Origin of the sequence: Micromonospora sp. NPDC050980 (genome assembly GCF_040653835.1) — a bacterium.
Classification (GTDB): domain Bacteria; phylum Actinomycetota; class Actinomycetes; order Mycobacteriales; family Micromonosporaceae; genus Micromonospora.
Genome location: NZ_JBFAGS010000005.1, coordinates 231502 through 254840, shown reverse-complemented (window position 1 = coordinate 254840; position 23339 = coordinate 231502). Strand labels below are relative to the sequence as shown.

Below are 23339 nucleotides of genomic sequence, written 5' to 3'. Positions count from 1 at the left end.
CTCGGGGGCCGACGCGAACTCCTTGATCACCGCGTGGTGCGGCCGACCGGTGCGGGGCCGGGGTCAGTCGGCGGCGAGGTAGAGCCGTTCCCCGGCGGGGCGGTAGCCGACCCGCCGGTACACCCGCCAGGAGTCCGCGCCGCCGGCCTCCAGCCAGGCCACCTCCGCGCCGGCGGCGAAGAGTCGCCGGGTCACCCCGGCGGTGATCGCGCCGGCCAGGCCGCGGCGGCGGTACGGCTCCCGGACGGCGATGCCGGCGACCTCGCTCACCCCGTCGGCGGGCGGGGCCGCCCCGCCGCCGCCCGCGCAGGCGCCGGATCCGGTGACCGCCATGATGGCCACGGCGCCGGCCTCCTGCTGGCGCCGGAGCCGGGCCACGTCGGCCGGGGCGGCCTCCGGTTCCCCGCCGAAGGCCTCGTTCTGCGCGCCGATCAGCGCGGCACGCCGGTCGTCGGTGCGCGGCTCGACCAGGTCGAATTCGGCGGGCGGGGGTGGGGTCAGCAGCGTGTCGGGCCGGCACACCAGGTAGGTGTGCCGGGCCTCCACGACGAACCCGGCGGCGGTGAGCAGCGCCTCCAGGCCGGGCGCGGAGCTGGCGACGTACTCCAGGCGGGGTTGGCGACCGGCGGCGCGGAACGCGGCGACCAGCGCGGTGACGTCGGCCGCGGTGACGGCCGAGCCCGGACGCGGCGTGGCGTAGTTGATGTGTGGGCTGGTGGTGGTCGGGTCGACCCCCACCACGAACGGCCCCACCTCGACGGGCGCGGGACGCGCCGAGAGGGTGGCGACGACGCACTGTTGGACGCGAGCATCCATGATCAACATCGAACCTCGATGCAGGGCGGAGCGGACGGTGGACGAACGATGCGTCGGACCGCCGAACCGTGGCCGGACAGCGCGACGGTCACCCGTCGCGCGGTCGACACTCAGGCGGCCGCTGGGCCTACCTGGATCACAGGCGTCATTCCCTCATGCGAAGTGCCACGCCGGACGCGTGGTCGGCGGCAAGACTGCCGCAGGCCACGCCGGCCTGTCAAGCAAAAGGTCGGTGCGAGCTGGCATGGTGGAGGCATGTGCCGCAACATTCGCGTGCTCCACAACTTCGAGCCGCCCGCGACCGACGACGAGATCGAAGCCGCCGCCCTTCAATACGTGCGGAAGGTGAGCGGCGCGACCCGCCCGTCCGCCGCCAACGAGGAGGCGTTCGACGAGGCGGTCCGCGCGGTCACCGCGGCCACCCGGACCCTGCTGGAGAGCCTCGTGACGAAGGCGCCCTCCCGCGACCGCGAGGTCGAGGCCGCGAAGGCGAAGGCACGCGCGGTCGAACGGTACGGGCCCCGGGCGACCAGGGCCTGAGCGCATCCGGGCACCCGCCCTGCCGGTCGTCAGTCGGCGGGTGCCGGCGCGGTGGGCCGTGGGGTGAAGAAGCGGACGAGGTCGTCGGCGGCGGTGGGGGAGAGCATCATCGCGTGCACCCGGGCGGACATCTCGGCGATCGGGCGGGTCCTGGCGAACATCGCCTCCTCGTACGCCCGGATCGCCGATCCGGGGTCGGCGGCGAGCGCGGCGGCGAGTTCGGCGCCGTCGAGCATGGCCTGGTTGGCCCCCTCGCCGACCGGCGGCATGAGGTGCGCCGCGTCACCGACGAGGGTGACGCCGGGCCGGTGCGTCCAGCGGGTGCCGATGGGCATCACCTCGACCCGGTGCGGGGTGGGCGGGCCGTCGCCGGCCTCGATCAGCGCGGTGAGCCGGGGATTCCAGCCGTTGAACACGTCGAGCAGGGCGCGCCTGCCGCGGTAGGCGTCGAGGGGGCGGTCGTCGGCCGGCAGCGAGACCCCGACCCGGATGCTGCCATCGCCGAGGCGTTGCCCGGACAGGATCCGACGTCCGCCGACGCACCAGAGGTTGCCGGGGCCGACCAGGTCGGCCAGTTCCGGGTGGCGCCGGTCGGCGTCGTCGATGGTGAGCTCCACCATCGTGGACACGGGAACCGGCGCCACGTCGGTCAGCAGCGGTCGGACGACCGAGCGGGCGCCGTCCGCGCCGACGAGGACGTCGCAGTCGGCGTGCCGGCCGCCGTGGAACGCCAGCCGGAAGCCGCCGTCTGGTCGCGGCGTCGCACCGACGAGCCGGTGACCCCACGCCACCGCCTCGTCCGGGAGCGAGTCGAGCAGCAGGTCACGCAGTGCCCGACGGTCGATCTCGGGCCGCCCGGAGAACGAGCCGGGCCGCGGTCGGTGGTGCACGAGGACGCGTCCGCCCGGATCGAGGATGCGGTGTTCCTCGCCCTGCGGTCGCGCCGCGGACCGGAAGCGTGCCTCGAGCCCGGCCTCGGCCAGGGCCCGCTGCCCGGACTCCGGGTGCAGGTCGAGCGAGCCACCGGGGGAGCGTGCGGCCCGGTGGGCCTCGCGTTCGTAGACCGTCGCGTGGAGGCCGTGCCGGTGGAGGACCCGAGCCAGCGTCAGGCCGCCCGGGCCACCGCCGGTGATCGCGATGCGCATCGTGGTCTCCTTACCGTACGCTGTAAATTGTGAATACAGCGTACGGTAACTTACCCCTGCCGATCTGGGAACGCCCCGAGCCCCGGCCGCGGGCGACGCCGGTGCCGCTGACCCGGGCGACGATCGCCGCCACCGCGACCCGGATCGCCGATGCGGAGGGCCTCGACGGACTCTCGCTCCGCAAGATTGCCAAGGAACTCGGCGTCGGGCCGATGCGGCTCTACGACTACGTGCTCAACCGATCCGAGCTGCTCGATCTGATGGTCGACGAGGTGTACGCCCGGATCGCCGGGACCGCCCCACAGGGCGGGTGGCGCGCCACGGCCCGCGCCCTCGCCCGGGCGACCCGGGACGCCGCCCTCGACCACGAGTGGTTCGCCGACCTGCTCGGCGCGCGGCCGCACCTCGGGCCGCACGCGCTCGCCGTGGGTGAGGCGACCGCCGCGGCGCTCGCCCAGGCTCCGGGCGTGCGCGACATCGACGATCTCCAGCGGGCGTTGGGCGCCTTCAACGCGTACCTCGTCGGGGCGCTCCGCCGGGAGGTCACCGAGCGGCGCACCGCGCGGACGACCGGGGTCGACGTGGCCGCCTGGCAGTCCGCCCTCGGGCCCTACCTGACCCGCATGCTCGACACGGGTCGTTACCCCACGGTCGCCCGGCTCGTCGTCGACGGCACCCACCTCGACGCCGCGGAGACCTTCCACCACAACCTGACAATCGTCCTGGACGGCATCGCCGGCCGTCGCCGACCCTGACCTACCGGCGTCGGGGTGCGGCGTCGCCGAAGGCCGCGGCGAACGCCTCGCTGATGAGATCCGGCAGGTCGCCGTGCCCGTCCTCCGTCGCCCACCGCACCAGCGCGATGTGCATGGCGGCCAGGCAGGCGCTGGCCGCCGCCGCGGCGCGGAACGCCGTGTCCGGGTCGGCGGCCTCGTCGCCGAGCCCGTCCACGATGGCCTGTTGAAGCACGTGGTGGTTGTCCAGGTGCCGGGCTCGGAGCGCGGGCGTCGAGATCATCAGTCGCAGCCGCGCCAGCAGGAACCGGTCGTCGCCGGCGGTCAGCGCCCGCGCCGACTCGACGAGCGCGCCGCCGATGCGGCGCACGAGCGGCTGCCCGGCCGGCGTCGCGGAGACCCGGGCGGCGACCAGTGGGCCGTTCTGGTCGACCAGGACGAGGTCCTCCTTGGTCGGGAAGTGCCGGTACACCGTCATCGGGGACACGCCGGCGGCCTCCGCCACGTCGTTCACGGTCGTGCCGTCGTAGCCGCGCTCCATGAACAACCGGACCGCGTGCGCCTGGATCACCCGCTGCGTCTCGGCCCGCCGCTGCTCCCGAAGGGTTGAGTGTCGCCCATCCACGTGTTAGACACTACCAGGCTGATAGTGACTATCAATAATGGGGGACTGACACCATGAGTGACCTGATCGGCAGGACGGCGTTGGTGACCGGCGCGTCGCGCGGCATCGGGCAGGCGATCGCGATCCGGCTGGCCGCACGGGGAGCTGCCGTCATCGCGCACTTCGGCACTGACGAGGCCGGTGTCGCGGCGACGGTCGACGAGATCGTGCGCGCCGGGGGCGCGGCGTACCCCGTCGGTGCGGTGCTGGGCGTGGACGGTGATGTCGAGACGCTGTTCGCGGGCGTCGAGGCCCACCTGGCCGGCCGGCCGCTCGACATCCTCGTCAACAATGCGGCGGCGCCTCCCGCCGGCCCGCTCGGCGACACCGACCGGGCCGCCTTCGATCGGCTGTTCGCGGTCAACGTGCGAGCGCCCTACTTCATCGTCGAGCGGGCGTTGCCGCTGTTCCCCGCGGGCGGCGGCCGGATCGTCACGATCTCCTCCGTGGCGACCCGGATGGCCAACGCCACCCAGACCTCGTTCGCCATGACCAAGGGCGCGGTCGAGGCGATGACCCGCACGCTGGCCAACCAGCTCGGCGCCCGGGGAGTGACCGTGAACGCGGTCGCGCCCGGCGCCACCCGGACCGCGACCAACTCGCCGGTCTTCGAGGCGCCCGGCCTCGCCGACGCGATCGCCGGGATGACCGCACTCGGCCGGCTGGGCGGGCCCGACGACGTCGCCGACGTGGTCGCGTTCCTCGCCTCGGACGCCGGGCGCTGGGTCACCGGTCAGGTCGTCGACGCGAGCGGGGGCCTGTTCCTGGGTCCCCGCGCCTGACGGAACTTGTCATGCCGCTTGACTGGCGTTCTACTTGACCATAACAATCTGCGGCGTCCGGCAGCGGCGAGACGTTCACCTGCTTCGCCGACCATCATCTCCAGCAGCACCTGCAATACCAACCGGCTAGCCGGATCCCCGAGTTCCACCTGATCGTCGCGTCCGGCTACCTGGGCCTGGGCCGCACTGGCCCTGCTCGCCGTCTGGTGGATCGTCCGCCGCACCGACCTCAGCGCCGGCTGACCCCGGTCGCCGACCGGACCCCCTCGGCGGCGACGATCTGGGATGCTTCGCCCATGCCGTCGTTTCCACCGACCTTCGCCGACCGGGTCGTCGCGCTGCCGGTCGACGGCCAGTTCGAGGCGTTCCTCGACGAGCATCGCGCGGCGCTCGACGGCTGCCTCGACGGGCTGACCGAGGAGGAGGCGCGCCGGTCGCTGGTGGCCTCCCGGACCACGCTGCTGGGTCTGGTCAAGCACGCGACGTTCGTGGAGAAGGTCTGGTTCGACGAGGCCGTCACGGGCCGGTCCCGGGCCCGGATCGGCATCCCCGAGCGGTCCGAGGAGTCCTTCGTGCTCGACGACGGCGACACGATCGCCACCGTCCGGCAGGCACACCGCGACGCCTGCGCGGCGTCGCGGCGGGCCACGTCGTCGCTCGGCCCGGACGACGTCCTGCGCGGGCACCGGCTCGGGCCGCTGCCGCTGCGCTGGGTCTACCTGCACGTGCTGCGCGAACTCGCCCAGCACTGCGGGCACGCCGACATCCTTCGCGAACAGATCCTCGGCACCGGCCCGGGTCAGCCGGCCTCGTCGGCCGGGACGTCCTCCGGGTCCCGCACCCAGGCGGAATAGACCGGGAGGGCGTGCCAGGGGCCACCCGCCGGGTCCGTGGCCACCGCGACCACCGCGTACGGGTGGGCGAAGCGCAGGTCGGCGACGCGGGCGACGCCCTCCGGCGGCAACCCGGCCACCATCCCGAACGCGGTCACGGCGGCGGCCTCGAAGCCGTAGCGGCCGAACCTCGCCACCGCCGACTGCGCTGCGGCGAACGGCGGCTCGGTCAGTCCGAGCAACTCGCCCAACGCCCGGGCCGCCGCGTCGAAGCCGAACCCGACCGTCGTGAGGTCGTGCCGGCTGCGCGCCGCCCAGCACGGCAGCACGGCGGTGGCGCGCTCCTCGCGGCCGTCACGGGCGAACGTCCGGGTCGGCTCCTCCCGCAGCGTCCACAACGGGCTCTCGCCCAGCGGCAGGTCGAACAGCGACAGCCGTCCCGGCGCCGGCCCGTCCGGAACGGTGGCGGCGGCCACCGCCAGCTCCCGGGCGGCGGCCAGCACCTCGACGGCCGGCACGTCCGGCGCGGCGATCACCGACACCACGAGCATCCCGGCGCCGTCGTCACCCGCGCGCGCCGGCGCCACGTGTACCGCGACATCGCCGGCCCGTTCGGTGGTGGACACCCAGCTCCGGTGCCCGACCGGAGGCGTCCGGAGCACCTGCCCCAGCCGTCCCGCCCAGGAGCCGCCCAGCTCCGCGGCCGGCGCCACCTCGAACGGGTCGGCCCAGGAGACCCGGGTGGCCAACGCGTTGGCCAGGATCAGCAGCGTCTCCGGGGCGACGTCGACCGGGAACCGTTCGATCAGGCCGCCGGTGCGCTCCCGGGCCCACGCGTCGAGCGCCGCCTGGTCGGGCAGCGGACCTCGCTCGGTCTGCCCCGGCAGGCCGGCTCGCCACTCGGTCAGCTCCTCGAACGGGGTCCGCTCCCACAGCGCGGTGGCCGCGGCGACCATCGGGTGCGGCGCGCCGAGCAACGCCCGGGCCGCCGCGGCGGCGTCGTCCGGATCGACGCCGAGCGCCTCGGCCAGCGCCGCCCGGGCCTCGCCGGTGGCGGCCGGGCCGGTCAGCGCCAGCAGCAACCAGGCGCCCAGCGGCGAGGCGACGTGGTGGGTGTCACCGGCGGCGCGGTGCAGCCGCTCGGCGTAGTGGGCCAGGGGTGCGTGGAGAGGAGTCACCGCTCCACTCTGCCCGTTGGCGGGGCTCCCGGCACGTCGGTCGGGACCACAGTTCGAACGGCTCGTCGATCTCCTCGCCGGCAGCAGCTCCGGCAGCCGGCCGGGATAGCAGCGCGGCCGGTCGGCGAGCACCGCGGCCAGCGGCCACCAGCGGAACGGGTCCAGCCCGCCGCCGGGTAGCTCCCACCACACGCCATGGCCGCAGCGTGAGGAGGGGCCCCCGCTCAACGCCTCCGGTAGAGGAACGGGACCTTCCTGGCGCGGGGCCGCACGATCGGCGCGACCTGCTCGGTGCCGCAGCGGGGGCAGCGCGCCCGTACGCCGGCGGGCGTGCCCGGCACGCGCAGCCGCTGGCCGCACCGGCAGGCGAAGACCACGGACCGCACCACGCGCAGGTACTCCGCCCGGTCCCGCCGGGGCCAGCGGCCGTGGCAGCGCCGGCAGAGCCGTGGCGGGAAGCTGTGGTACCACGCCATCCCGGCGGCTCCCGCGAGCATCACCGTGCCGGACGCCACCAGACCCAGCGGCGCGGCCAGCGCGGGCAGCGCCCCCGCCAGGTCACCCGCCCAGGCGGCACGCACGCCGAGCGCGACGAGGAGCACGACCACCGGCACGCCGAGCAGCGTCGCGGTGAATCCCCAGGCGAAGGCCAGCAGGGCGAGCACGAACACCGCCGTCGCCGGACGCGGCGCCCAGCGGGCCACGCCGTAGCCGCCGCAGCGCGGGCAGTCCGGCGGGGCGAGGTGCGGCACCGACCGCAGCACCTTCGGAGCGAGCTTCCCGACGAGCAGCTTCAGCAACTCCTCGGCCAGCTTCGTGACCAGCGACTGCAGGAATCCGCCCACCGCCGCCCTCCTCCCCACCGACGCCGGTCCATCGTCGCCGCCCGAGGGCGGTCGACGCGCGTACGGCGCGTGACGGGCATCCGACATCGCCGGAACCTGCGAGGATGGCGGCATGTCGCAACTGTTCGGGGAGATGGCCGACACCTACCACGAGGCCCGACCGGGTTACTCGGTCGAGGTCGCCGACACCGTCCGCGACTATCACGGCGGCCCGCCCGACACCCTGGTCGAGGTCGGCGCCGGCACCGGCCTGGCCACCGCGGCGCTGCTCGCCCTCGGCGCGGTGACCACCTGCGTCGAGCCGGACGCCCGGATGGCCCGGGCGCTCGCCGAGCGGTTCCCGGGCGTGAACGTGGTGACGACAAGCTTCGAGCGGTGGCGTCCGCCCGCCGGCGGCGTGGCCGCGCTCGCCTGCGCGATGGCCTGGCACTGGCTCGACCCGGCCACCCGCAACCAGCGCGCCCGGGACGCGCTGCGCCCCGGCGGCACGCTCGCCGTCCTCAGCCACCGCTACGCCTACCTGGAGGCGGCGCAGGGTGCGGCGATCCGGGCCGCGTTCTCCTCCGCCGACCCCGGCGACCGGGGTGACCGTCCCGACGGCTGGTTCCACGACGACATCGCCGCCAGCGGCTGCTTCACCGACCTGCGGCTGTCCCGGTTCCGCCGCGCGGTGCCCCTGGATACCGCGGCCTACCTGCGGCTGGTCGACACGTTCTCGCCGCAGCTGCGCCGGCCGCCCGAGCTGCGCGAGCGGGTGCGCGCCGCGGTCGGCGCGGCGGTCGACGGCTTCGGCGGCACCGTGGTCCTGGACCTGCGCACCACCATGGTCCTGGCCCGCCGCCCGGCCTGACCGTCCGCCGCCCGGCCTGACCGTCCGCCGCCCGGCCTGACCGTCCGCCGCGCGGTGCTGGCCGCCGTGCGCGGTCCGGTCAGTCGGCGTCGACGACCCGGGCCACCTCGGGTGGGAGCGGATACGGCCGTTCGACCGGCAGCAGCGCCGCGGCGTCGGCCTCGTCGCCGGCGGTGAGCCGGTCGTGCACCGCACGGGCCAGCGGCGTGACGTCGGTGAGCCCGACCAGCCACTCGTCGACGTACCGCCGGACCGCCCCGCCGGAGAGCCCTACCTGCACCGACCGGTGGGGCAGCGGGGCCAGCCGCAGCGACCGTTCCGGGTCCCACTGCACCCGCACCGGGCTGGTCCGCAGGAGACGTCGCCACGCCTCCCGGTCCGGGTGGTGGCCGGGGTCGTAGCCGCTGAGGCAGGCGTGCGCGAGCGCCCACTCGAAGCCGGCCCGACTGATCTCGACCGCGAGCACCCGCTCCTGCCCGGGCTTGAGCGCCCACCCGCAGCGATACATCATCCACCGGAACGACGGCTTGATCCAGGTCATCCGCTCCCGCTTGAACGGCGGCACGAACCGGCCGGCGGCCAGCGCCGCGTCGGCGATCTGCGGCGGGTACGCCTGGTAGACGGTGACGGTGTCGTCGGTGAAGGCGGCCCGGATCTGGTGGTGGGGAACGGTCACCCGGGCATGGTGGCGAACCGGCGGCAGGCCCGCCACCGGAATCCCGGCGCGCCGACGGGTAGGCTGCCCGCCGTGGCAGGTCTGTTGAGGAACGTGGCGTCGCGGCTCGGCCGGATCACCGGGGGCGCCGCCGCGCCCGCCCGCACCGGCGGGCCGATCCCGGCCCAGGTCGCGCGCCGGCGCCAGGTCAGTGCGCTGCAACGCCGCGAGCTGTCGTACGCGCCGGAGCCGGACGGGCAGGCGGACCCGGGCGAGATCGTCTGGACCTGGGTGCCCTACGAGGACGACCCCCGGCAGGGCAAGGACCGGCCGGTGCTGGTGGTGGGCCGGCACAGCCGCACCCTGTTCGGGTTGATGCTGTCCAGCCAGAGCGAGCGGGACGGCCAGCGGCACTGGCTGTCGCTCGGTCCGGGGGAGTGGGATCGGGAGAAGCGGGCCAGCTGGGTCCGCCTGGACCGGGTGCTCACCATGCGCGAGGACAGCATCCGTCGCGAGGGTGCGGTGCTCGACCGGCCCCGGTTCGACCGGGTCGGCCAGGCGTTGCGCGCCGGCTACGGCTGGCGCTGACCGGGCCGGCCCGGAGTCGGGTCGGCCCGGCGGCACCGGCCGGCCGGCTCAGTGCTCGGCGACGAGCTGGCGGGGGACGCGGGCGGCGCCCAGCGTCTTCGCCTCGTACATGGCGGCATCGGCGCGGCACAGCGCGTCGGTGAGCTGGGTGGGGCCGTGGACCGGGGCGAGCCCGACCGAGGCGGTGACCCGGATGCTGCGACCGCCCAGCGGGATCGGCGCGGCCAGCGCCTCGTAGAGCCGGCGGGTGGCGTGCTCGATCCAGCGCCGGTCGGCGGTGGGGCTGGCCAGCAGGCCGGCGAACTCGTCACCGCCGAGGCGGGCCACCAGGTTGTTGCCGGCGAACGCCGCCAGCCGCTGAGCGACGCAGACCAGCACCTGGTCGCCGGCGGCGTGCCCGAAGCGGTCGTTGATCTGTTTGAAGTCGTCGAGGTCGAGCACGACCGCCACCAGCGGCTGGCCGGCGGGGTCGGTGAGCAGGGCGGCGGCCAGCCGGAAGAAGGCCCGGCGGTTGGGCAGCCCGGTCAGCGGGTCGTGGCTGGCGGCGTGTCGTTCGGCGGCCAGCTCGGCCTGGAGCAGCTCGAGTTCGGTCTCGGCGCGCAGTGCCCGCCGGCGCAGTTGCCAGGCGGAGAGCAGGGCGCCGGCCGCGGAGATGCCGGAGGCGACGGTCATCGGGTCCGGCACGCGTCCTCCTCACCACAGTCCCGACCGCACGGGGCGGCATCGGGGCCGGGTTCGGGTCACCGAACGTGAGCGACCCGGCACACCGTACGTTCGGCTATCATGCTCGCAGTCCATTGCAGATGCAATAGCAGATGCACGTGCATCTCACTCCTCAGTCGACACACGTCGCCGTCCACCGCTCCTCCCGCGGCCTCGGCTGGCCTTCCCGAAGGACGCCCATGCAACCGCCTCCCAACGGCGTACCCGTGCCCCATCTGCCACCGATGCGGTGGTCGAAGAGTCGCCGCAGCAACCCCAGCGGCAACTGCGTCGAGCTGGCCGAGCTGCCCGGCGGGGGTGGCATCGCGGTCCGCAACTCCCGTCACCCCGAGGGGCCGGCGCTGATCTACACCGTGGACGAGATCGCGGCGTTCGTGCTCGGCGCCCGGGACGGGGACTTCGACCACCTGATCCCGCCGTCCCGTACACGGGACTAATTCGTCCGTCCGGAGGAGTTCACCTCACTGTCGGTTCATGGCATGCTTACACGTCGGCCGGGAGGGCGCCCGGTCGCGAGCAGCCGGGATGCGAGGGCGGTCAGGTGGCGACGGTGCCCGTCGAGGGTGGACCCACCAGCGGTCCGACGGTGCTGCGGATGCTGCTCGGCGCGCAACTGCGCCGCCTGCGCGAGAGCGCCGGGGTCAGCCGGGAGAGCGCCGGCTGGGAGATCCGCTCCTCCGAGTCCAAGATCAGCCGGATGGAGCTGGGCCGGGTCGGGTTCAAGGAGCGCGACGTCGCCGACCTGCTGACGCTCTACGGGGTCGTCGCGCCGGCGGACCGCGCCGCGCTGCTCAAGCTGGCCCGTGACGCGAACAGCCCGGGCTGGTGGCACCGCTACGGCGACGTGCTTCCCGCCTGGTTCCAGTCCTACCTGGGGCTGGAGGCGGCCACCGCGCTGATCCGCACGTACGAGGTGCAGTTCGTGCCCGGCCTGCTGCAGACCGCCGCGTACGCGCGCGAGGTGATCCTGCTCGGGCATCGCGGCGCCGCGCCGGCGGAGCTGGACCGCCGCGTCGGCCTGCGGATGGAGCGCCAGGAGCTGCTGCGCCGCGCCGATCCGCCGCAGCTCTGGGCGGTGCTGGACGAGGCCGTGCTGCGCCGGCCGATCGGCGGCGCCGCGGTGATGCGCGAGCAGCTCGACGCGCTGATCGAGGCGACCGCCGCGCCGCACGTGCGGCTCCAGATCGTGCCGTTCACCGCCGGTGGCCACGCCGCCGCCAGCGGCGCCTTCAGCATCCTGCGTTTCGGCGACAAGGACCTGCCCGACATCGTCTACATCGAGCAGCTGACCAGCGCGATCTACCTCGACAAGCGCGACGACCTCGACTACTACGCGGAGGCGATGGAGCGGCTGTGCGTCGAGGCCGCGCCGCCGGAGCGCACGCCCGAGCTGCTGGCCCGCGTCCGCGACGAGCTCTACCCGGCCTGACGGGCGCGGCGGCGGGCGTTAGCATGGCCGGTGTTCCGGCGACAGTGGACGGACGTCATCCCACGGCGGTGGCGCGCGAGTGGTGGAGGCGGCGTTGACCAGCGAAGCGAACGGCACGGCGACGGAGCCGGGCCATCCGGCCGACCGGATCGACACGTCGGTGGCCCACCCCGCGCGGCGCTACAACTACTGGCTCGGCGGCAAGGACAACTTCCAGGCCGACCGCGAGTCCGGCGATGCGATGGCGGCGGCGTTCCCGACCATCCGGACCAGCGCGCTGGAGAACCGCCGGTTCCTGCGGCGCGCGGTCCGGCACCTGGCCGCCGAGGCGGGGATCCGCCAGTTCCTCGACATCGGCACCGGCATCCCGACCGCGGACAACACCCACGAGGTGGCGCAGGCCGTCGACCCGAGCGCAAGGGTGGTCTACGTCGACAACGACCCGATCGTGCTGGCCCACGCCCGGGCGCTGCTCACCAGCACATCCGAGGGCGCCACCGCCTACCTCGACGCCGACCTGCGTGACCCGGAGCGCATCCTCGCCCACCCGGACCTGCGCCGCACCCTCGACCTGACCCAGCCGGTGGCGTTGATGCTGGTGGCGGTGCTGCACTTCGTGCCGGACCCGGACGACCCCCACGCCACCGTCGCCCGGCTGCTGGACGCGCTGCCCGCCGGCAGCTACCTGGCCGCCTCGCACGCCACCCACGACCACCTGCCGGCGCACATCGCCGCCGAGGCGAAGGCGGCGGCGCGCGGCGGCGGCCCGCACGGCGTGATCAACCTGCGCGCCCGGGACGAGATCGTGCGCTTCTTCGACGGCCTCGAGCTGGTCGAGCCGGGCGTCTGCTCGGTGGCCGAGTGGCGTGCCGACGGCGAACCCGAGCCACGCCCCTCGGTGGTCGAGGTCAGCATGTACGGCGGGGTCGCCCGCAAGCCCTGACCGGCAGGTCGGGCCGGGACGAAGCAGGTGCCGGTTGGTGCCGACGGGCGCCGGCCGGGCAGACTGGGGGCATCATGTCGCCGTTCACGCCCGCCCTTCGGCTGCACGACCGGTACGTCCTGCGCGAACGCATCGGGCTCGGCGGCATGTCCGAGGTGTGGCGCGCCGACGACGAGGTGCTGCACCGCCCGGTCGCGGTCAAGGCGCTCGCCGGCCGGCTCGCCGCCGACCCGCACCTGCGCGTCACCATCCAGCGCGAGGCCCGCGCGGCGGCGCGGCTCACCCACCCGCACGTGACCCAGGTGTACGACTACGGCGAGGCGACGCTGCCCGGCGGCGTGGTGACGCCGTATCTGGTGATGGAGCTGGTGCCGGGCCAGACGCTGGCCGACCGGCTGGCCGGCGGTCCGCTGCCCTGGCCGGAGGCGGTCCGCACGGCCGGCGAGGTCGCCGCCGCGCTGGCCGCCGCGCACCGGATCGGGGTGGTGCACCGCGACGTCAAGCCGGCAAACGTCATGCTCACCGAGACCGGCGCGAAGGTGCTCGACTTCGGCATCGCCGCACCGGTCGGCCCGCGGCACCCGGCGGCCGGGCCGGCCGGTGAACCGCTGGCCGGCACCCCGGCCTACTTCGCCCCGGAACGGCTCGATCCCGGCCCCACCCACCCGGCCGGCGACGTGTACGCGCTGGGTGTGCTGCTCTACCGCAGCCTCACCGGCCGTCCCCCGTTGCCGGTGCGGACCTGGGACGACGTTATCGAGCTGCGCGACCGGCGGCCACCGGTGCCGCCGCTTCGGGTGCCCGGGCTGCCCGCCGACGTCGCCGAGCTGGTAAGGGCCTGCCTGGCGGTGGATCCGTCCCGCCGCCCCACCGCCGCCGAGCTGGCCGACCGGCTCGGCGCGGGGCGACCGGTGGACCCGCCGACCGCGATCCTGCCCACGGTGGCCCCGGCGTCCCACCCGCCGACGCTGGTCGAGCGGCCCCCGCCGCCGGGTCGCACCGTGCCGTCGACCCGGGCCGTCCCGCCGGCCCGCCCGGAGGTCCCACCGAACCGGCTGGCCGTCGTGCTGGTCGCGGGCGCCGTCGTGCTGCTGTTCGCGCTGGTCGGGGCGTTGGTGTTCGACGGCCGATCCGGCCGGCCCCCGGCTGCCGCCCCGACCGCCGCCGCCCCGACCGCCGCCGCCCCGGCCGCCGGGCCGGCCGGCGGCCGGAGCGGCGCCGCCCGTCCGTCGACCCGCGTCGCGCCGGCGACGCCAGCACCGGAGCCGGTGACCGCGCGTCAGCTCGCCGTCCGCTTCACCGACGTGCTCGACCGGGCCGAGTCGGCCCGGCTGGTCGACCGCAAGACCGCCGACGACCTGCGGAAGAAGGCGGCCGAGCTGGACCGCGGGAAGCTCAAGGACCGCGCCAAGCGGATCGAGGACCTGCACGAGCGGATCGAGGACGCGGCGGACGACGACAAGCTCGACGCCGCCACTGCCGCCACGCTGCGCACGCTGCTCGACGGCTACGACCGGCTGCGCGGCGCCGCCCGCGACGAGGACTGAGCGCTACCCACTCCTGCACGCCGCACCCGGTACCGTCCCCGCTACCGGGGCCGGCGCTCGGGCGGGACCGGATGCGCGCCCTGGCCGCACGGCTGCCGCTGGTCAAGCTGGCGGATGTGGACCGCACGCACGTTGCAGAACGTGGTCGTCGTGGCGGTGGTGGCCGGGGTGGGCTGGTTCGTGATCCGCCGGGTGCGCCGGCCCCGCCGGGCCGCCGCGACGCCGGACACCCCGCCCCGGCCGGGCACCGGCTAGCGGGACGGCTGGTCCGCCGCCGACGAGGACTGACACGGGGGGTAGAGGCGGCGGGTGCCGGTGCCGGCGGTCCACGCGGCCGGGTCGCTGAACCGGCAACCGAAGTCCGCCGCCCCCACCGCTCGCCGGTCGGTGACCGGGTCGCCGGCCGGGCGCCTGCCGGTGCGGACCCAGCGGGTCAGGTCGTCCCAGGCGGCGCCGGCCTCGGCCGGGCTGAACTCGCAGTGCTGCGCGGCCCGCACCGCTCGCTGCACCAGCAGCCGGGAGCGGCCGTGCCACGCCACGTCCCGGGCGTACGCCTGTTCCATGCTGAACGGGACGAACAGGTCCCCGAGGTCGTGCAGGCTGAGCACCGGCACGGTGGGTCGCCCGGCGATCCGGGGCACCTCGGTCAGGCCGGGGGAGAGCCGCTGCCGCAGGTTCTCCGGGGCGACGCGCTGCACGGTGGCGTTCAGGTTCACCGGCTGGTTCGGGGCGTAGCGGGTGAACATGTTGGTGGCGAGCTGACCGGGACGCTGGGCGGGCGAGTCACCGCCGTCGGTGGTCGCGATGCCGAACAGGAAGTCCTTCCACACCGCGAACGCGGCGTCCGCGCCCGGGCGGGGGCCGCCGGAGCGCTCCACGGTGACCGCGCGCAGTTGCTTGCCGAGCGCGTTCGTGGTGTCCGGGCCGGTGGGGGTGAGACCGGCGAGCCCGGTCGCGACCTGGATGCGGGGTACCGCGTCGGTCAGGTAGTCGGTCGGCGGCGGGTAGGCGCGTATCCCGGTGAGCGCCTGCGCGACGAGGTTGTAGTCGAGGAAGTAGTCGAACAGTTCTTGGTCGCCGAGCACCCCGCACATCGGCAGCGCGCCGGCGTAGTAGCCGGGGTACTGCTCCAGCGAGCGGCCGATGACGTGCCCGCCCATGGAGACGCCGGCGATGAGCACCCGGTGCGGTCGCCGCACGGTGCGGGCGAACAGGTCGGCGAGGGCCCGGGTGCCCAGCACCCCGGAGCGGATGTCGTAGCCGTTGCGGTCGTACGAGGAGGACGCCCAGGCGTACCCCTGGGCCAGCAGGCGTTGCCGCAGGTCGAACGCGGGCGGTTCGGGGGAGAGTTCGGTGCCCTGACCGCGGTAGCCGTGCGCCCACATCACCAGGTCGCCGTTCCACTTCGCGGGGATCTCGACGACGTAGCCGGCGTGCGCGTGCACGCCCTGCCGGACGGTGGTGGCGGCGCCGTCGACGACCAGCGGCGGCAGCGGCGGGTTGACGATGGTGTAGCCGGGCAGCGGCCGGCCGCCGTCGTCCCGGCCGGTGGCGGCGGCGGGTGTGGCGTCGGCCAGGCCGAGCGCGAGCACGAGGGCGGCGCCGGCGGCGAGCAGCCGGCGGGTGGGTGAGGTCTGCATCGCTGCTCCCCGGGGGACGGGTGCCTACCGGCCGGTAGGCACCTGAACCTAGGCCGGAGGTCGAGGCCTGTCAATCACTGACCGACCGGTCACCCCGGCCGGCCCGCGGATCCGCCGCGCCCCCGGATCCGGACCGTCGTCGCCGTCCGGTTCACTTGCCCGGTGGACGACATGATCTGGACCGCGGCCCGGGACGCCCGCGCCTGGTTGGACGCCGCCAACGGCACCGACGACACGGAGCTGACCTGCCGGATCCTCAAGCTCGGCGAGGAGACCGGTGAGGTGGCCGCGGCGTGGATCGGCGCGCTCGGGCAGAACCCGCGCAAGGGCGTGACGCACACCCGGGCCGAGGTGGCCGCCGAGCTGGCCGACGTGGCGTTCACCGCCCTGGTCGCGATCGAGAGTCTCGGCCTCGACGCGCACGCCGTGCTCGCCGACTGCGTCGCCGAGGTGCGGGCCCGCCTCGCCGACGCCGCCCCGCCGGGGGAATGAACCGTCGCGGAAACGCAGACGTATGACCCGGTGGGGACCGGCGAGAGGGGACGACCATGACGGCATCCGGGGACGACGTCGACCTGCCCGACACCCGCTGGTCCGCCACCGCCCGGCTGCTGTCCGGGGCGGCCGTGCTGGTGGTGGCGCTCGGCGCGGTGGCGGTCGCGGTCACCCTCTCCGACCCGGCCCGTCTCGGCGTGGTCTTCGCCGGTGGGCCGCCGTCCGCGCCGGCCGGCGACGCCAGCGGCTCGGGTGGCGTGGGCGGCGCCGAGGTCGCCGCCACCAAGGCGCTGACCGCCCCCCGCGGCGACCGGCGGCGGGCGGACTTCGAGCTGCTCGGCGGCCTGACCAGCTTCACCCTGCGGGTCGCCGACCTCGGCGACGACCTGTACCGGATCGGCGTCCCGGACGACGCGGGTGTGACGCCGCGCCCGACGGTGGCCGGCGACCGGGTCCGGCTGCGGGTCGAGGCGAGCGGGCGCCCCGGGCCGGCGACCGTCGAGGTGATGCTCAACTCGCGGCTGACCTGGTGGCTGCGCCTGGCCGGCGGCGTCCGGGAACAGCGCCTGGACCTGGGCGCGGCCCGGCTCGCCGGCGTCGAGCTGGTCGGCGGTGCGTCGCGTACCGAGCTGTGGTTGCCCCCGCTCGACGGCGCGCTCACCGTGCGGATGACCGGCGGGGTCAGCGAGTTGACCGTCTCGGTGCCCGGTGGCCCGCCGGTCCGGGTGCGGGTGGCCTCCGGGGCCGGCTCGGTGACGGTGTACGACGAGCGCCGCGTCGGGATCGCCGCCGGTGCCGTGCTCGGCTCGCCGGGTTGGGACCGGGCCGCCGACCGGCTCTACCTCGACCTGGTGGCCGGCGCGAACGCGGTCAGCGTCACCGCGGACTGAGCGTACAGTTCGGCCGGTGGACCGCACCGAATCGTTGCCCGCGCAGACGCTCCCACCCGGCGTCGGCCCCACCGACCCGCCCAGCGTGCTGCTGCCCGGCCACGACGTCCCGCTCGGCCGTTACACCACGGTGCGCCGGCTGTTGCCGCAACGGCAGCGGCGGATGGTCGGCGCGTGGTGCTTCGTCGACCATTTCGGCCCGGACGACGTGGCGCAGCGGCCCGGCATGGAGGTGCCGCCGCACCCGCACACCGGGTTGCAGACGGTCACCTGGTTGCTCGACGGCGAGATCCTGCACCGCGACAGCCTCGGCAACGTGCAGCCGATCCGCCCCGGTCAGCTCAACGTGATGACCTCCGGGCGGGGCATCGCCCACTCCGAGCGCTCGCCGCTGGTCCACCCGCCGCTGATGCACGGCGTGCAGCTCTGGGTGGCGCTGCCCGACCCGGCCCGGGCCGGCGACCCCGACTTCGCCCACCACGCCGAGCTGCCCCGCTGGCGCGACGGCGACTGGGACCTGACGCTGCTGGTCGGGGAGTTCGGCGGGCGACGCTCACCCGCCGTCGCGCACACTCCGCTGCTGGGGGCGCAGTTCGAGGCCCGTGGGTCGGCGCCGGCCACGCTGCCGCTCTGCCCCGACTTCGAGTACGGGCTGCTGGCGATGTCCGGCTCGGCCGACGTCGGCGGGGTGGCGCTCGCCCCCGGCGCGCTGCTCTACCTGGGCGCCGGCCGTACGGCGTCGACCCTGCGCGCGGCGCCCGGCAGCCGGCTGCTGCTGCTCGGCGGCGCGCCGTTCGAGGAGCCGCTGGTGATGTGGTGGAACTTCGTCGGCCGCTCGCACGAGGAGGTCGCCGCCGCCCGCGAGGACTGGGTGGCCGGTCGCCGGTTCGGCACGGTCGCCGACGACGCGGCGCCCCCGCTGCCCGCGCCCGCGCTGCCCACCACCCGGCTCAAGGCTCGCGACCGCAGCGGCGGCGTACGCGGCTGAGGGCGGCGTGCCGCCCGACACACTTTTCCGAATATCATCCGTTCGGCTGATGTCACGCCCTATGATGATCGTGGCAGTGATGCCCGCCCGGTTCGGGCGAACATCCACCACCTGGTGATCGCGACCCGGTTCGGGCGCGCACCGTCAGGAACAGGTGCTGCGTGGCGCCCCAGGTCGCGGTTCGCGACCCGGGGCGCCCGCCTGTCGAAGGCCCGCCAGCGCACGACGTCGAGCCCGGCCGGCAGCGTCGAGCCCGGCCGCACGGGCGACCGGGCATCGTCGGAGGGCTCAGATGCCGCGCAGGTGCTGCGAGACGCGCGAGTGGTCGTCGCGGGCCTGCGCCGCCCGCCGCGACCGGTCCACCTCGGGCGCCGCGTCGATCCCGGCGGACCGGGCCACCTCGACGCCGTTGGCGTAGTCCACCGGCGGCAACGCGCGCAACGCCCGCAACACGTCCGGCGGCGCGCCCTCCCGTTCGGCCTCCCGGATGACGTCGTCCTTCCCCGCCGGATAGTCCAGCGCGGACAGGTAGTCAAGGACGTCCGAATAACTCGCCATGGGTCGGGCTCCTCGCGCCAGTCGTCGGTTCGTGACCGCGCGGCGGTTACCCGTCGCGCGGCGGCTCACGCCCGTGATCTCCCACTGTTTCCGACGCACCGGGACGGGTAGCCGCCCTGCGCGCACCGAAGGGGGTAGCACCGATGGACCACCACACGTTCACCGCGCGGGTCGCCCGGCTCACCGGCACCGCCGGCGACCGGACCGCGACGCTCGTCGCCGCCACGCTGGAGACGCTCGCCGAACGGCTGACCGGCGGCGAGGTGCTGGATCTCGCCGCGCAACTGCCCAGGCCGTTGTGGGCGATGCTCAGCCCGCGCCCGCACACCGAGGCGGCCGAACGGTTCGGGGCGGCCGAGTTCGTCGCCCGGGTGGCCTGTCGGGCCGACAGCGACGAGAACACCGCCCGGGCCGCGATCCGGGCGGTGTTCGCCACGCTGCGCGAGGCGATCAGCGGGGGTGAGTTCTCCGACGTGGTCGTGCAGTTGCCCCGCGACTACCGGGACATGGTGGAGCCGGCCCTCGCGCCGGCCGCCACCCGACGGCGCTGACGCCGGCGGCGTCCGTGGCGGTGGCGCCGGGTCGGCTCAGCCGATCGTGCCGGCGGCGCGCAGCGCGGCGATCCGCGTCGCGTCCACGCCCACCTCCGCCAGCACCTCGTCGGTGTGCTCACCCGGCCGCGGCGGCGGGCGGCGCACCGCGGTCGGCGTGGCCGAGAAGCGCGGCGCCGGGGCCGGCTGGGTCACCCCCTCCGGCGCGACGAAGACGTCCCGCGCGGCCAGGTGCGGATGCCGGGGCGCCTCGGCCCAGTCGAGCACCGGCGCCACGCAGGCGTCCGTGCCGGCCAGCAGCTCCGCCCACTCGTCTCGGGTCCGGGTGCGGAACAGCCGGGCCCAGGCGGCCCGCAACGCCGGCCAGTTCGCCGGGTCGTCCCGGTCGGGGGCCTCGTCGCCGTCCAGCGGGAAGCCGGTGTGCCGGACCAGTTCGGCGTAGAACTGCGGCTCCAACGCGCCGACCGCCACGTACCGCCCGTCGGCGCACTCGTAGGTGTCGTAGAACGGCGCACCGCCGTCGAGCAGGTTCACCCCGCGGGCGTCCTGCCAGAGGCCGAGGCCGCGCAGCGCGTGGATCTGGGTGGCCAGCACCGACACCCCGTCCACGATGGCCGCGTCGACGACCTGGCCGGGCGCACCGCCGCGCACCGCGTGCAGCGCCGCGACCAGGCCCAGGGCCAGCATCATGCCGCCGCCGCCGAAGTCGCCGAGCAGGTTCATCGGGGGCACCGGACGCTCACCGGCGCGACCCACCCCGTGCAGCGCGCCGGTCAGCGCCAGGTAGTCGATGTCGTGGCCGGCCGTTCGGGCGAGCGGCCCGACCTGACCCCAGCCGGTCATCCGGCCGTACACCAGGCGGGGGTTGGCGGCGAGGCACTCCCGCGGGCCCAGGCCGAGCCGCTCGGCCACGCCCGGGCGGAAGCCCTCGACGAGGGCGTCGGCATCGGCCACCAGCGACCGCACCAGTTCCCGCCCGTCCGGGTGCTTGAGGTCCAGCGCCACCGAGCGACGGTTGCGGTTCACCAGGTCGCCGGGGAAGGCGCCGAAGCCGCCGCCGCCCACCCGGTCGACCCGCACCACGTCCGCGCCCAGGTCGGCCAGCATCATCGCGGCGAACGGCCCGGGGCCGATACCGGCCAGCTCGATCACCCGTACGCCGGTCAGCGGTCCGGAGTTGGTCACCCGCGTCACCCTAGGGTCCGGGGCCCGCCGGCGCCACGCCCCGCCCCCGCGCACAGCGGTTGACCAGGGCAAGCATCGGTGGTGCGACTTGGCGTCCGGCCCAGGTTGGCCTAGCCTTGACCTCGCGAGGGGAGTACTTCCCACGAACCATTCCGGTCAGTACGGCGAGCCCCCGGTGGCGAGCCTCGGGTGGTTGCCCACGATCCGTGGGTGAAGGAGACCTCGAACATGACACGGTGTTCGAGGAGGCCCCATGACCGAAGCGTCCTACCTGTCCGCGGGTGAGCTGTCGTCGATCGGCACGCCCACGCTGTGGGCGGTGACGATCGGCGGCGTGCTCGCCCTGCTGGTGCTGGACTTCCTGGTCACCCGCAAGCCGCACGAGGTCTCCATCCGGGAGGCGCTCGGCTGGTCGGCGTTCTACATCGCCCTGCCGCTCGCCTTCGGCGCCTGGATCTGGTCCCGCTGGGGTGGCCAGCAGGGCATCGAGTACCTCACCGGTTACCTGGTCGAGAAGTCGCTCTCGGTGGACAACCTCTTCGTCTTCATGCTCCTGCTGGCGGCGTTCGCGGTGCCCGCCGCGCTGGCCCAACGGGTGCTGCTCTACGGCATCGCCGGCGCGCTGGTGCTGCGCGCGATCTTCATCGCGCTCGGCGCCGCCGCCCTCCAGACGCTCGACTTCGCCTTCCTGCTCTTCGCGATCATTCTGATCGCCACCGCGGTCAAGCTGCTGCGCGACGCCCTCTCCGGGCACGAGCAGGAGGTCGACATCAACAAGATGCGGTCGGTGAAGCTGCTGCGCAGGGTCATGCCGGTGGTCGAGGAATACCACGGCACCCGGATGACCATCCGGCAGCACGGCCGCCGCGCCCTCACCCCGTTCGCGCTGGTCGTGGTCGCGGTGCTGGCCACCGACATCGTCTTCGCGGTCGACTCGGTGCCCGCCGTCTACGGCATCACCGAGGACCCGTACCTGGTGTTCGCCACCAACGCGTTCGCGCTGCTCGGCCTGCGGGCGCTCTACTTCGTACTGCACGCGGCGCTGAGCCGGCTGGTGCACCTCAGCTACGGCCTGGCCGTCATCCTGGCGTTCATCGGGGTCAAGCTCGGCCTGCACTGGGCGCACGGCATCTGGTCCGGCGTGCCGGAGATCCCGACGCTCGCCTCGCTCGGCGTGATCGTCGGCGTCCTGGTAGTCGTCACCCTCACCAGCCTGAAGGCGACCCGGGACAGCGGCGACGGCGACCGCACCGTCGTGCACGAGGTGCAAGGCGGGGGCCCCGGTCAAGGCTTTCGGTAGAGGCGGGGCCCCGCTCGACACCCGGCTGTCAAGCGGGGCCCCGCCGTGCACCCGGAAGCGGTGTGCGGGCGCACTCGAGGGTGGTAGGACTGACGGGTGGGAATCGTGTCGCCGGGCTTCCAGGGCCGGCCCCGTGCGTCCGCGCCCGACCTGCCGCCGGGGCAGTACCTCACCGAGGACTTCCCGGTGCTCTCCGCCGGTCCGACGCCCCGGGTTCCGCCGGACACCTGGGAGTTCGTGCTGACCAGCGAGTCGGGCACGGAACACCGCTGGTCCTTCGACGAGCTGATGAGCCTGCCGCAGGACACCCCCACGGTCGACCTGCACTGCGTCACCCGCTGGTCCAAACTCGGCACCACCTGGCAGGGCGTCTCGGTGGACACGCTGCTCGACGCCGTGGACACCGACGCCCGGTACGCGCTGGCCCACTCCTACGGCGGCTACACCACCAACCTGCCCCTGGACGACCTGCGCGGCGGGCGGGCCTGGGTGGTGCACACGTACGACGGGAGCCCGCTGCCGGCCGAGCACGGCGGCCCGGCCCGGCTGCTCGTGCCGCACCTCTACCTGTGGAAGTCCGCCAAGTGGGTACGCGGCATCCGGTTGCTCGTCGACGACCGGCCGGGGTTCTGGGAGACGGCCGGCTACCACGACTACGGTGACCCGTGGCGCGAGCAGCGCTACCAGGGCGACTGAGGTGACCGCACCGACCAGCGGTGGCCGGGTGGCGCCGTTGACCTGGCGGGTGGCCCGGCTGGTCGAGCGACGGATCGAGACGCCGACCGCGCAGACGCTGCTGCTGGACGTGCCGAGCTGGCCGGGCCACCTGCCCGGGCAGCACGTCGATCTGCGGTTGACCGCCCCGGACGGCTACCAGGCGGCCCGGTCCTACTCGCTGGCCGGTCCGGCCGACGGCGAGCGGATCGAGGTGACCGTGCAGCGGGTGCCGGACGGCGAGGTGTCGCCGTACCTCGTCGACACCTGGGCCGAGGGCGACCCGGTGGAGGTCCGCGGCCCGGTCGGCGGCTGGTTCGTCTGGCGCGCCGACGAGACCGCGCCGGTGCTGCTGGTGGCCGGCGGCTCCGGGGTGGTGCCGCTGATGGCCATGGTCCGGGCCCGCCGGGCCGCCGGCAGCCGGACCCCGTTCCGGCTGATCTACTCGGTGCGGACCCCGGACGACGTGATCTACGCCGACGAGCTGCGCCGCCGGGCCCGCGACGACCGGGGCCTGGACGTCGCCTACGTCTACACCGGCAGGCACCGGACGGCTGGCGGGGTGAACCGCACCGGATCGGGCTGGCGGACGTGAACAGCCACGGCTGGCCGCCGGACCTGCAACCGCTGTGCTACGTCTGCGGCCCCACCGGGTTCGTGGAAACCGTGGCCGACCTGCTCGTGGGGTTGGGCCACCCGACCCGGCGGGTGCGGACCGAGCGGTTCGGGCCGTCCGGCTGACCACC

At 75.0% G+C, this 23339-nt stretch carries 28 protein-coding genes and 2 pseudogenes; 20 read left to right on the top strand and 10 right to left on the bottom strand.

The window, feature by feature from the left end; genetic code table 11:
• Positions 1 to 63 precede the first annotated feature (63 nt).
• Complete coding sequence (locus AB0H28_RS11390) at positions 64 to 816, bottom strand: GNAT family N-acetyltransferase (RefSeq protein WP_358037215.1); 753 nt, start codon at positions 814 to 816, stop codon at positions 64 to 66.
• A gap of 255 nt (positions 817 to 1071) precedes the next feature.
• Here AB0H28_RS11390 and AB0H28_RS11385 point away from each other — a divergent pair, with 255 nt between their 5' ends.
• On the top strand, positions 1072 to 1356 hold the full coding sequence (locus tag AB0H28_RS11385) for a DUF2277 domain-containing protein (RefSeq protein WP_358037212.1): 285 nt from the start codon (positions 1072 to 1074) through the stop codon (positions 1354 to 1356).
• A 29-nt stretch (positions 1357 to 1385) separates the two neighbouring features.
• On the opposite strand, the gene AB0H28_RS11380 is transcribed toward AB0H28_RS11385, so the two are convergent.
• On the bottom strand, positions 1386 to 2501 hold the full coding sequence (locus AB0H28_RS11380; protein WP_358037209.1) for an FAD-dependent monooxygenase: 1116 nt from the start codon (positions 2499 to 2501) through the stop codon (positions 1386 to 1388).
• Positions 2502 to 2530: 29 nt separating this feature from the next.
• Between AB0H28_RS11380 and AB0H28_RS11375 the strand changes: the two genes are divergently transcribed.
• Positions 2531 to 3256, top strand: a complete 726-nt coding sequence (locus AB0H28_RS11375) for a TetR/AcrR family transcriptional regulator C-terminal domain-containing protein (protein WP_358037206.1) — start codon at positions 2531 to 2533, stop codon at positions 3254 to 3256.
• A gap of 1 nt (position 3257) precedes the next feature.
• Here the strand turns inward: AB0H28_RS11375 and AB0H28_RS11370 are convergent, their stop codons facing one another.
• The gene (locus AB0H28_RS11370; protein WP_358037203.1) at positions 3258 to 3860 is read right to left on the bottom strand and encodes a helix-turn-helix domain-containing protein; all 603 of its coding nucleotides are present in this window, start codon (positions 3858 to 3860) and stop codon (positions 3258 to 3260) included.
• Positions 3861 to 3913: 53 nt separating this feature from the next.
• Here AB0H28_RS11370 and AB0H28_RS11365 point away from each other — a divergent pair, with 53 nt between their 5' ends.
• From AB0H28_RS11365 to AB0H28_RS11355, 3 genes are all read left to right on the top strand, one after another.
• Complete coding sequence (locus tag AB0H28_RS11365; RefSeq protein WP_358037200.1) at positions 3914 to 4681, top strand: SDR family oxidoreductase; 768 nt, start codon at positions 3914 to 3916, stop codon at positions 4679 to 4681.
• 186 nt (positions 4682 to 4867) lie between these two features.
• Positions 4868 to 4924 carry a hypothetical protein gene (locus AB0H28_RS11360; RefSeq protein ID WP_358037429.1) on the top strand — a complete coding sequence of 19 codons (57 nt, stop codon included), beginning with the start codon at positions 4868 to 4870 and terminating at the stop codon, positions 4922 to 4924.
• 53 nt (positions 4925 to 4977) lie between these two features.
• On the top strand, positions 4978 to 5535 hold the full coding sequence (locus AB0H28_RS11355; protein WP_358037197.1) for a DinB family protein: 558 nt from the start codon (positions 4978 to 4980) through the stop codon (positions 5533 to 5535).
• Here the strand turns inward: AB0H28_RS11355 and AB0H28_RS11350 are convergent.
• Both AB0H28_RS11350 and AB0H28_RS11345 read right to left on the bottom strand, forming a co-directional pair.
• The gene (locus AB0H28_RS11350) at positions 5481 to 6692 is read right to left on the bottom strand and encodes a hypothetical protein (RefSeq protein WP_358037195.1); all 1212 of its coding nucleotides are present in this window, start codon (positions 6690 to 6692) and stop codon (positions 5481 to 5483) included. The genes AB0H28_RS11355 and AB0H28_RS11350 overlap by 55 nt on opposite strands.
• Before the next feature lie 224 nt (positions 6693 to 6916).
• Positions 6917 to 7537, bottom strand: a complete 621-nt coding sequence (locus AB0H28_RS11345) for a hypothetical protein (RefSeq protein ID WP_358037192.1) — start codon at positions 7535 to 7537, stop codon at positions 6917 to 6919.
• 112 nt (positions 7538 to 7649) lie between these two features.
• Between AB0H28_RS11345 and AB0H28_RS11340 the strand changes: the two genes are divergently transcribed.
• Positions 7650 to 8387 (top strand): methyltransferase domain-containing protein, encoded by a 738-nt coding sequence (locus AB0H28_RS11340; protein WP_358037189.1) that lies wholly within the window; start codon positions 7650 to 7652, stop codon positions 8385 to 8387.
• Positions 8388 to 8466: 79 nt separating this feature from the next.
• On the opposite strand, the gene AB0H28_RS11335 is transcribed toward AB0H28_RS11340, so the two are convergent.
• The gene (locus AB0H28_RS11335) at positions 8467 to 9063 is read right to left on the bottom strand and encodes a DUF4291 domain-containing protein (protein ID WP_358037186.1); all 597 of its coding nucleotides are present in this window, start codon (positions 9061 to 9063) and stop codon (positions 8467 to 8469) included.
• Between the two features lie 72 nt (positions 9064 to 9135).
• On the opposite strand from AB0H28_RS11335, the gene AB0H28_RS11330 reads away from it, so the two are divergent.
• Entirely contained in the window at positions 9136 to 9630 is a 495-nt protein-coding gene (locus AB0H28_RS11330; RefSeq protein WP_358037183.1) for a type II toxin-antitoxin system PemK/MazF family toxin, read from the top strand.
• A gap of 48 nt (positions 9631 to 9678) precedes the next feature.
• Here the strand turns inward: AB0H28_RS11330 and AB0H28_RS11325 are convergent, their stop codons facing one another.
• Positions 9679 to 10314 (bottom strand): GGDEF domain-containing protein, encoded by a 636-nt coding sequence (locus AB0H28_RS11325; RefSeq protein WP_358037181.1) that lies wholly within the window; start codon positions 10312 to 10314, stop codon positions 9679 to 9681.
• 218 nt (positions 10315 to 10532) lie between these two features.
• Here AB0H28_RS11325 and AB0H28_RS11320 point away from each other — a divergent pair, with 218 nt between their 5' ends.
• From AB0H28_RS11320 to AB0H28_RS11295, 6 genes and pseudogenes are all read left to right on the top strand, one after another.
• Entirely contained in the window at positions 10533 to 10790 is a 258-nt protein-coding gene (locus tag AB0H28_RS11320; RefSeq protein WP_358037178.1) for a DUF397 domain-containing protein, read from the top strand.
• 104 nt (positions 10791 to 10894) lie between these two features.
• Entirely contained in the window at positions 10895 to 11782 is an 888-nt protein-coding gene (locus AB0H28_RS11315) for a helix-turn-helix transcriptional regulator (protein WP_358037175.1), read from the top strand.
• 94 nt (positions 11783 to 11876) lie between these two features.
• On the top strand, positions 11877 to 12725 hold the full coding sequence (locus tag AB0H28_RS11310; RefSeq protein WP_358037171.1) for an SAM-dependent methyltransferase: 849 nt from the start codon (positions 11877 to 11879) through the stop codon (positions 12723 to 12725).
• Between the two features lie 74 nt (positions 12726 to 12799).
• On the top strand, positions 12800 to 14272 hold the full coding sequence (locus AB0H28_RS11305; RefSeq protein ID WP_358037168.1) for a protein kinase: 1473 nt from the start codon (positions 12800 to 12802) through the stop codon (positions 14270 to 14272).
• 47 nt (positions 14273 to 14319) lie between these two features.
• Positions 14320 to 14400 (top strand): annotated as a pseudogene (locus AB0H28_RS11300) (DedA family protein); the annotation flags it as partial.
• A complete protein-coding gene (locus AB0H28_RS11295; RefSeq protein ID WP_358037166.1) occupies positions 14387 to 14527 on the top strand; it encodes a hypothetical protein in 141 nt (46 codons plus the stop codon). The pseudogene AB0H28_RS11300 and the gene AB0H28_RS11295, both read left to right, overlap by 14 nt.
• On the opposite strand, the gene AB0H28_RS11290 is transcribed toward AB0H28_RS11295, so the two are convergent.
• On the bottom strand, positions 14524 to 15912 hold the full coding sequence (locus AB0H28_RS11290) for a hypothetical protein (protein ID WP_358037163.1): 1389 nt from the start codon (positions 15910 to 15912) through the stop codon (positions 14524 to 14526). The genes AB0H28_RS11295 and AB0H28_RS11290 overlap by 4 nt on opposite strands.
• A 171-nt stretch (positions 15913 to 16083) precedes the next feature.
• On the opposite strand from AB0H28_RS11290, the gene AB0H28_RS11285 reads away from it, so the two are divergent.
• Genes AB0H28_RS11285 through AB0H28_RS11275 form a run of 3 tightly spaced genes read left to right on the top strand, consistent with a single transcriptional unit; the run spans position 16084 to position 18285 of the window.
• Positions 16084 to 16404, top strand: coding sequence for a MazG-like family protein (locus tag AB0H28_RS11285; protein WP_358037426.1), 321 nt, complete (start codon positions 16084 to 16086; stop codon positions 16402 to 16404).
• A 56-nt stretch (positions 16405 to 16460) separates the two neighbouring features.
• The gene (locus AB0H28_RS11280) at positions 16461 to 17297 is read left to right on the top strand and encodes a hypothetical protein (RefSeq protein WP_358037160.1); all 837 of its coding nucleotides are present in this window, start codon (positions 16461 to 16463) and stop codon (positions 17295 to 17297) included.
• A gap of 16 nt (positions 17298 to 17313) precedes the next feature.
• The gene (locus AB0H28_RS11275) at positions 17314 to 18285 is read left to right on the top strand and encodes a pirin family protein (protein WP_358037157.1); all 972 of its coding nucleotides are present in this window, start codon (positions 17314 to 17316) and stop codon (positions 18283 to 18285) included.
• A gap of 288 nt (positions 18286 to 18573) precedes the next feature.
• Here AB0H28_RS11275 and AB0H28_RS11270 read toward each other — a convergent pair whose 3' ends face one another.
• On the bottom strand, positions 18574 to 18843 hold the full coding sequence (locus AB0H28_RS11270) for a DUF2795 domain-containing protein (protein WP_358037154.1): 270 nt from the start codon (positions 18841 to 18843) through the stop codon (positions 18574 to 18576).
• A 143-nt stretch (positions 18844 to 18986) separates the two neighbouring features.
• On the opposite strand from AB0H28_RS11270, the gene AB0H28_RS11265 reads away from it, so the two are divergent.
• Positions 18987 to 19394 (top strand): DUF2267 domain-containing protein, encoded by a 408-nt coding sequence (locus AB0H28_RS11265; protein WP_358037151.1) that lies wholly within the window; start codon positions 18987 to 18989, stop codon positions 19392 to 19394.
• Between the two features lie 36 nt (positions 19395 to 19430).
• Here the strand turns inward: AB0H28_RS11265 and AB0H28_RS11260 are convergent, their stop codons facing one another.
• Entirely contained in the window at positions 19431 to 20588 is a 1158-nt protein-coding gene (locus AB0H28_RS11260) for a CaiB/BaiF CoA-transferase family protein (protein WP_358037148.1), read from the bottom strand.
• Between the two features lie 244 nt (positions 20589 to 20832).
• Between AB0H28_RS11260 and AB0H28_RS11255 the strand changes: the two genes are divergently transcribed.
• The 3 genes and pseudogenes from AB0H28_RS11255 to AB0H28_RS11245 all read left to right on the top strand — a co-directional run bounded on the left by AB0H28_RS11255 (position 20833) and on the right by AB0H28_RS11245 (position 23334).
• The gene (locus tag AB0H28_RS11255; protein ID WP_358037145.1) at positions 20833 to 21879 is read left to right on the top strand and encodes a TerC/Alx family metal homeostasis membrane protein; all 1047 of its coding nucleotides are present in this window, start codon (positions 20833 to 20835) and stop codon (positions 21877 to 21879) included.
• Between the two features lie 96 nt (positions 21880 to 21975).
• Positions 21976 to 22575, top strand: coding sequence for a sulfite oxidase-like oxidoreductase (locus tag AB0H28_RS11250; RefSeq protein WP_358037142.1), 600 nt, complete (start codon positions 21976 to 21978; stop codon positions 22573 to 22575).
• 1 nt (position 22576) lies between these two features.
• A pseudogene (locus AB0H28_RS11245) lies at positions 22577 to 23334 on the top strand (ferredoxin reductase).
• Positions 23335 to 23339 lie beyond the last annotated feature (5 nt).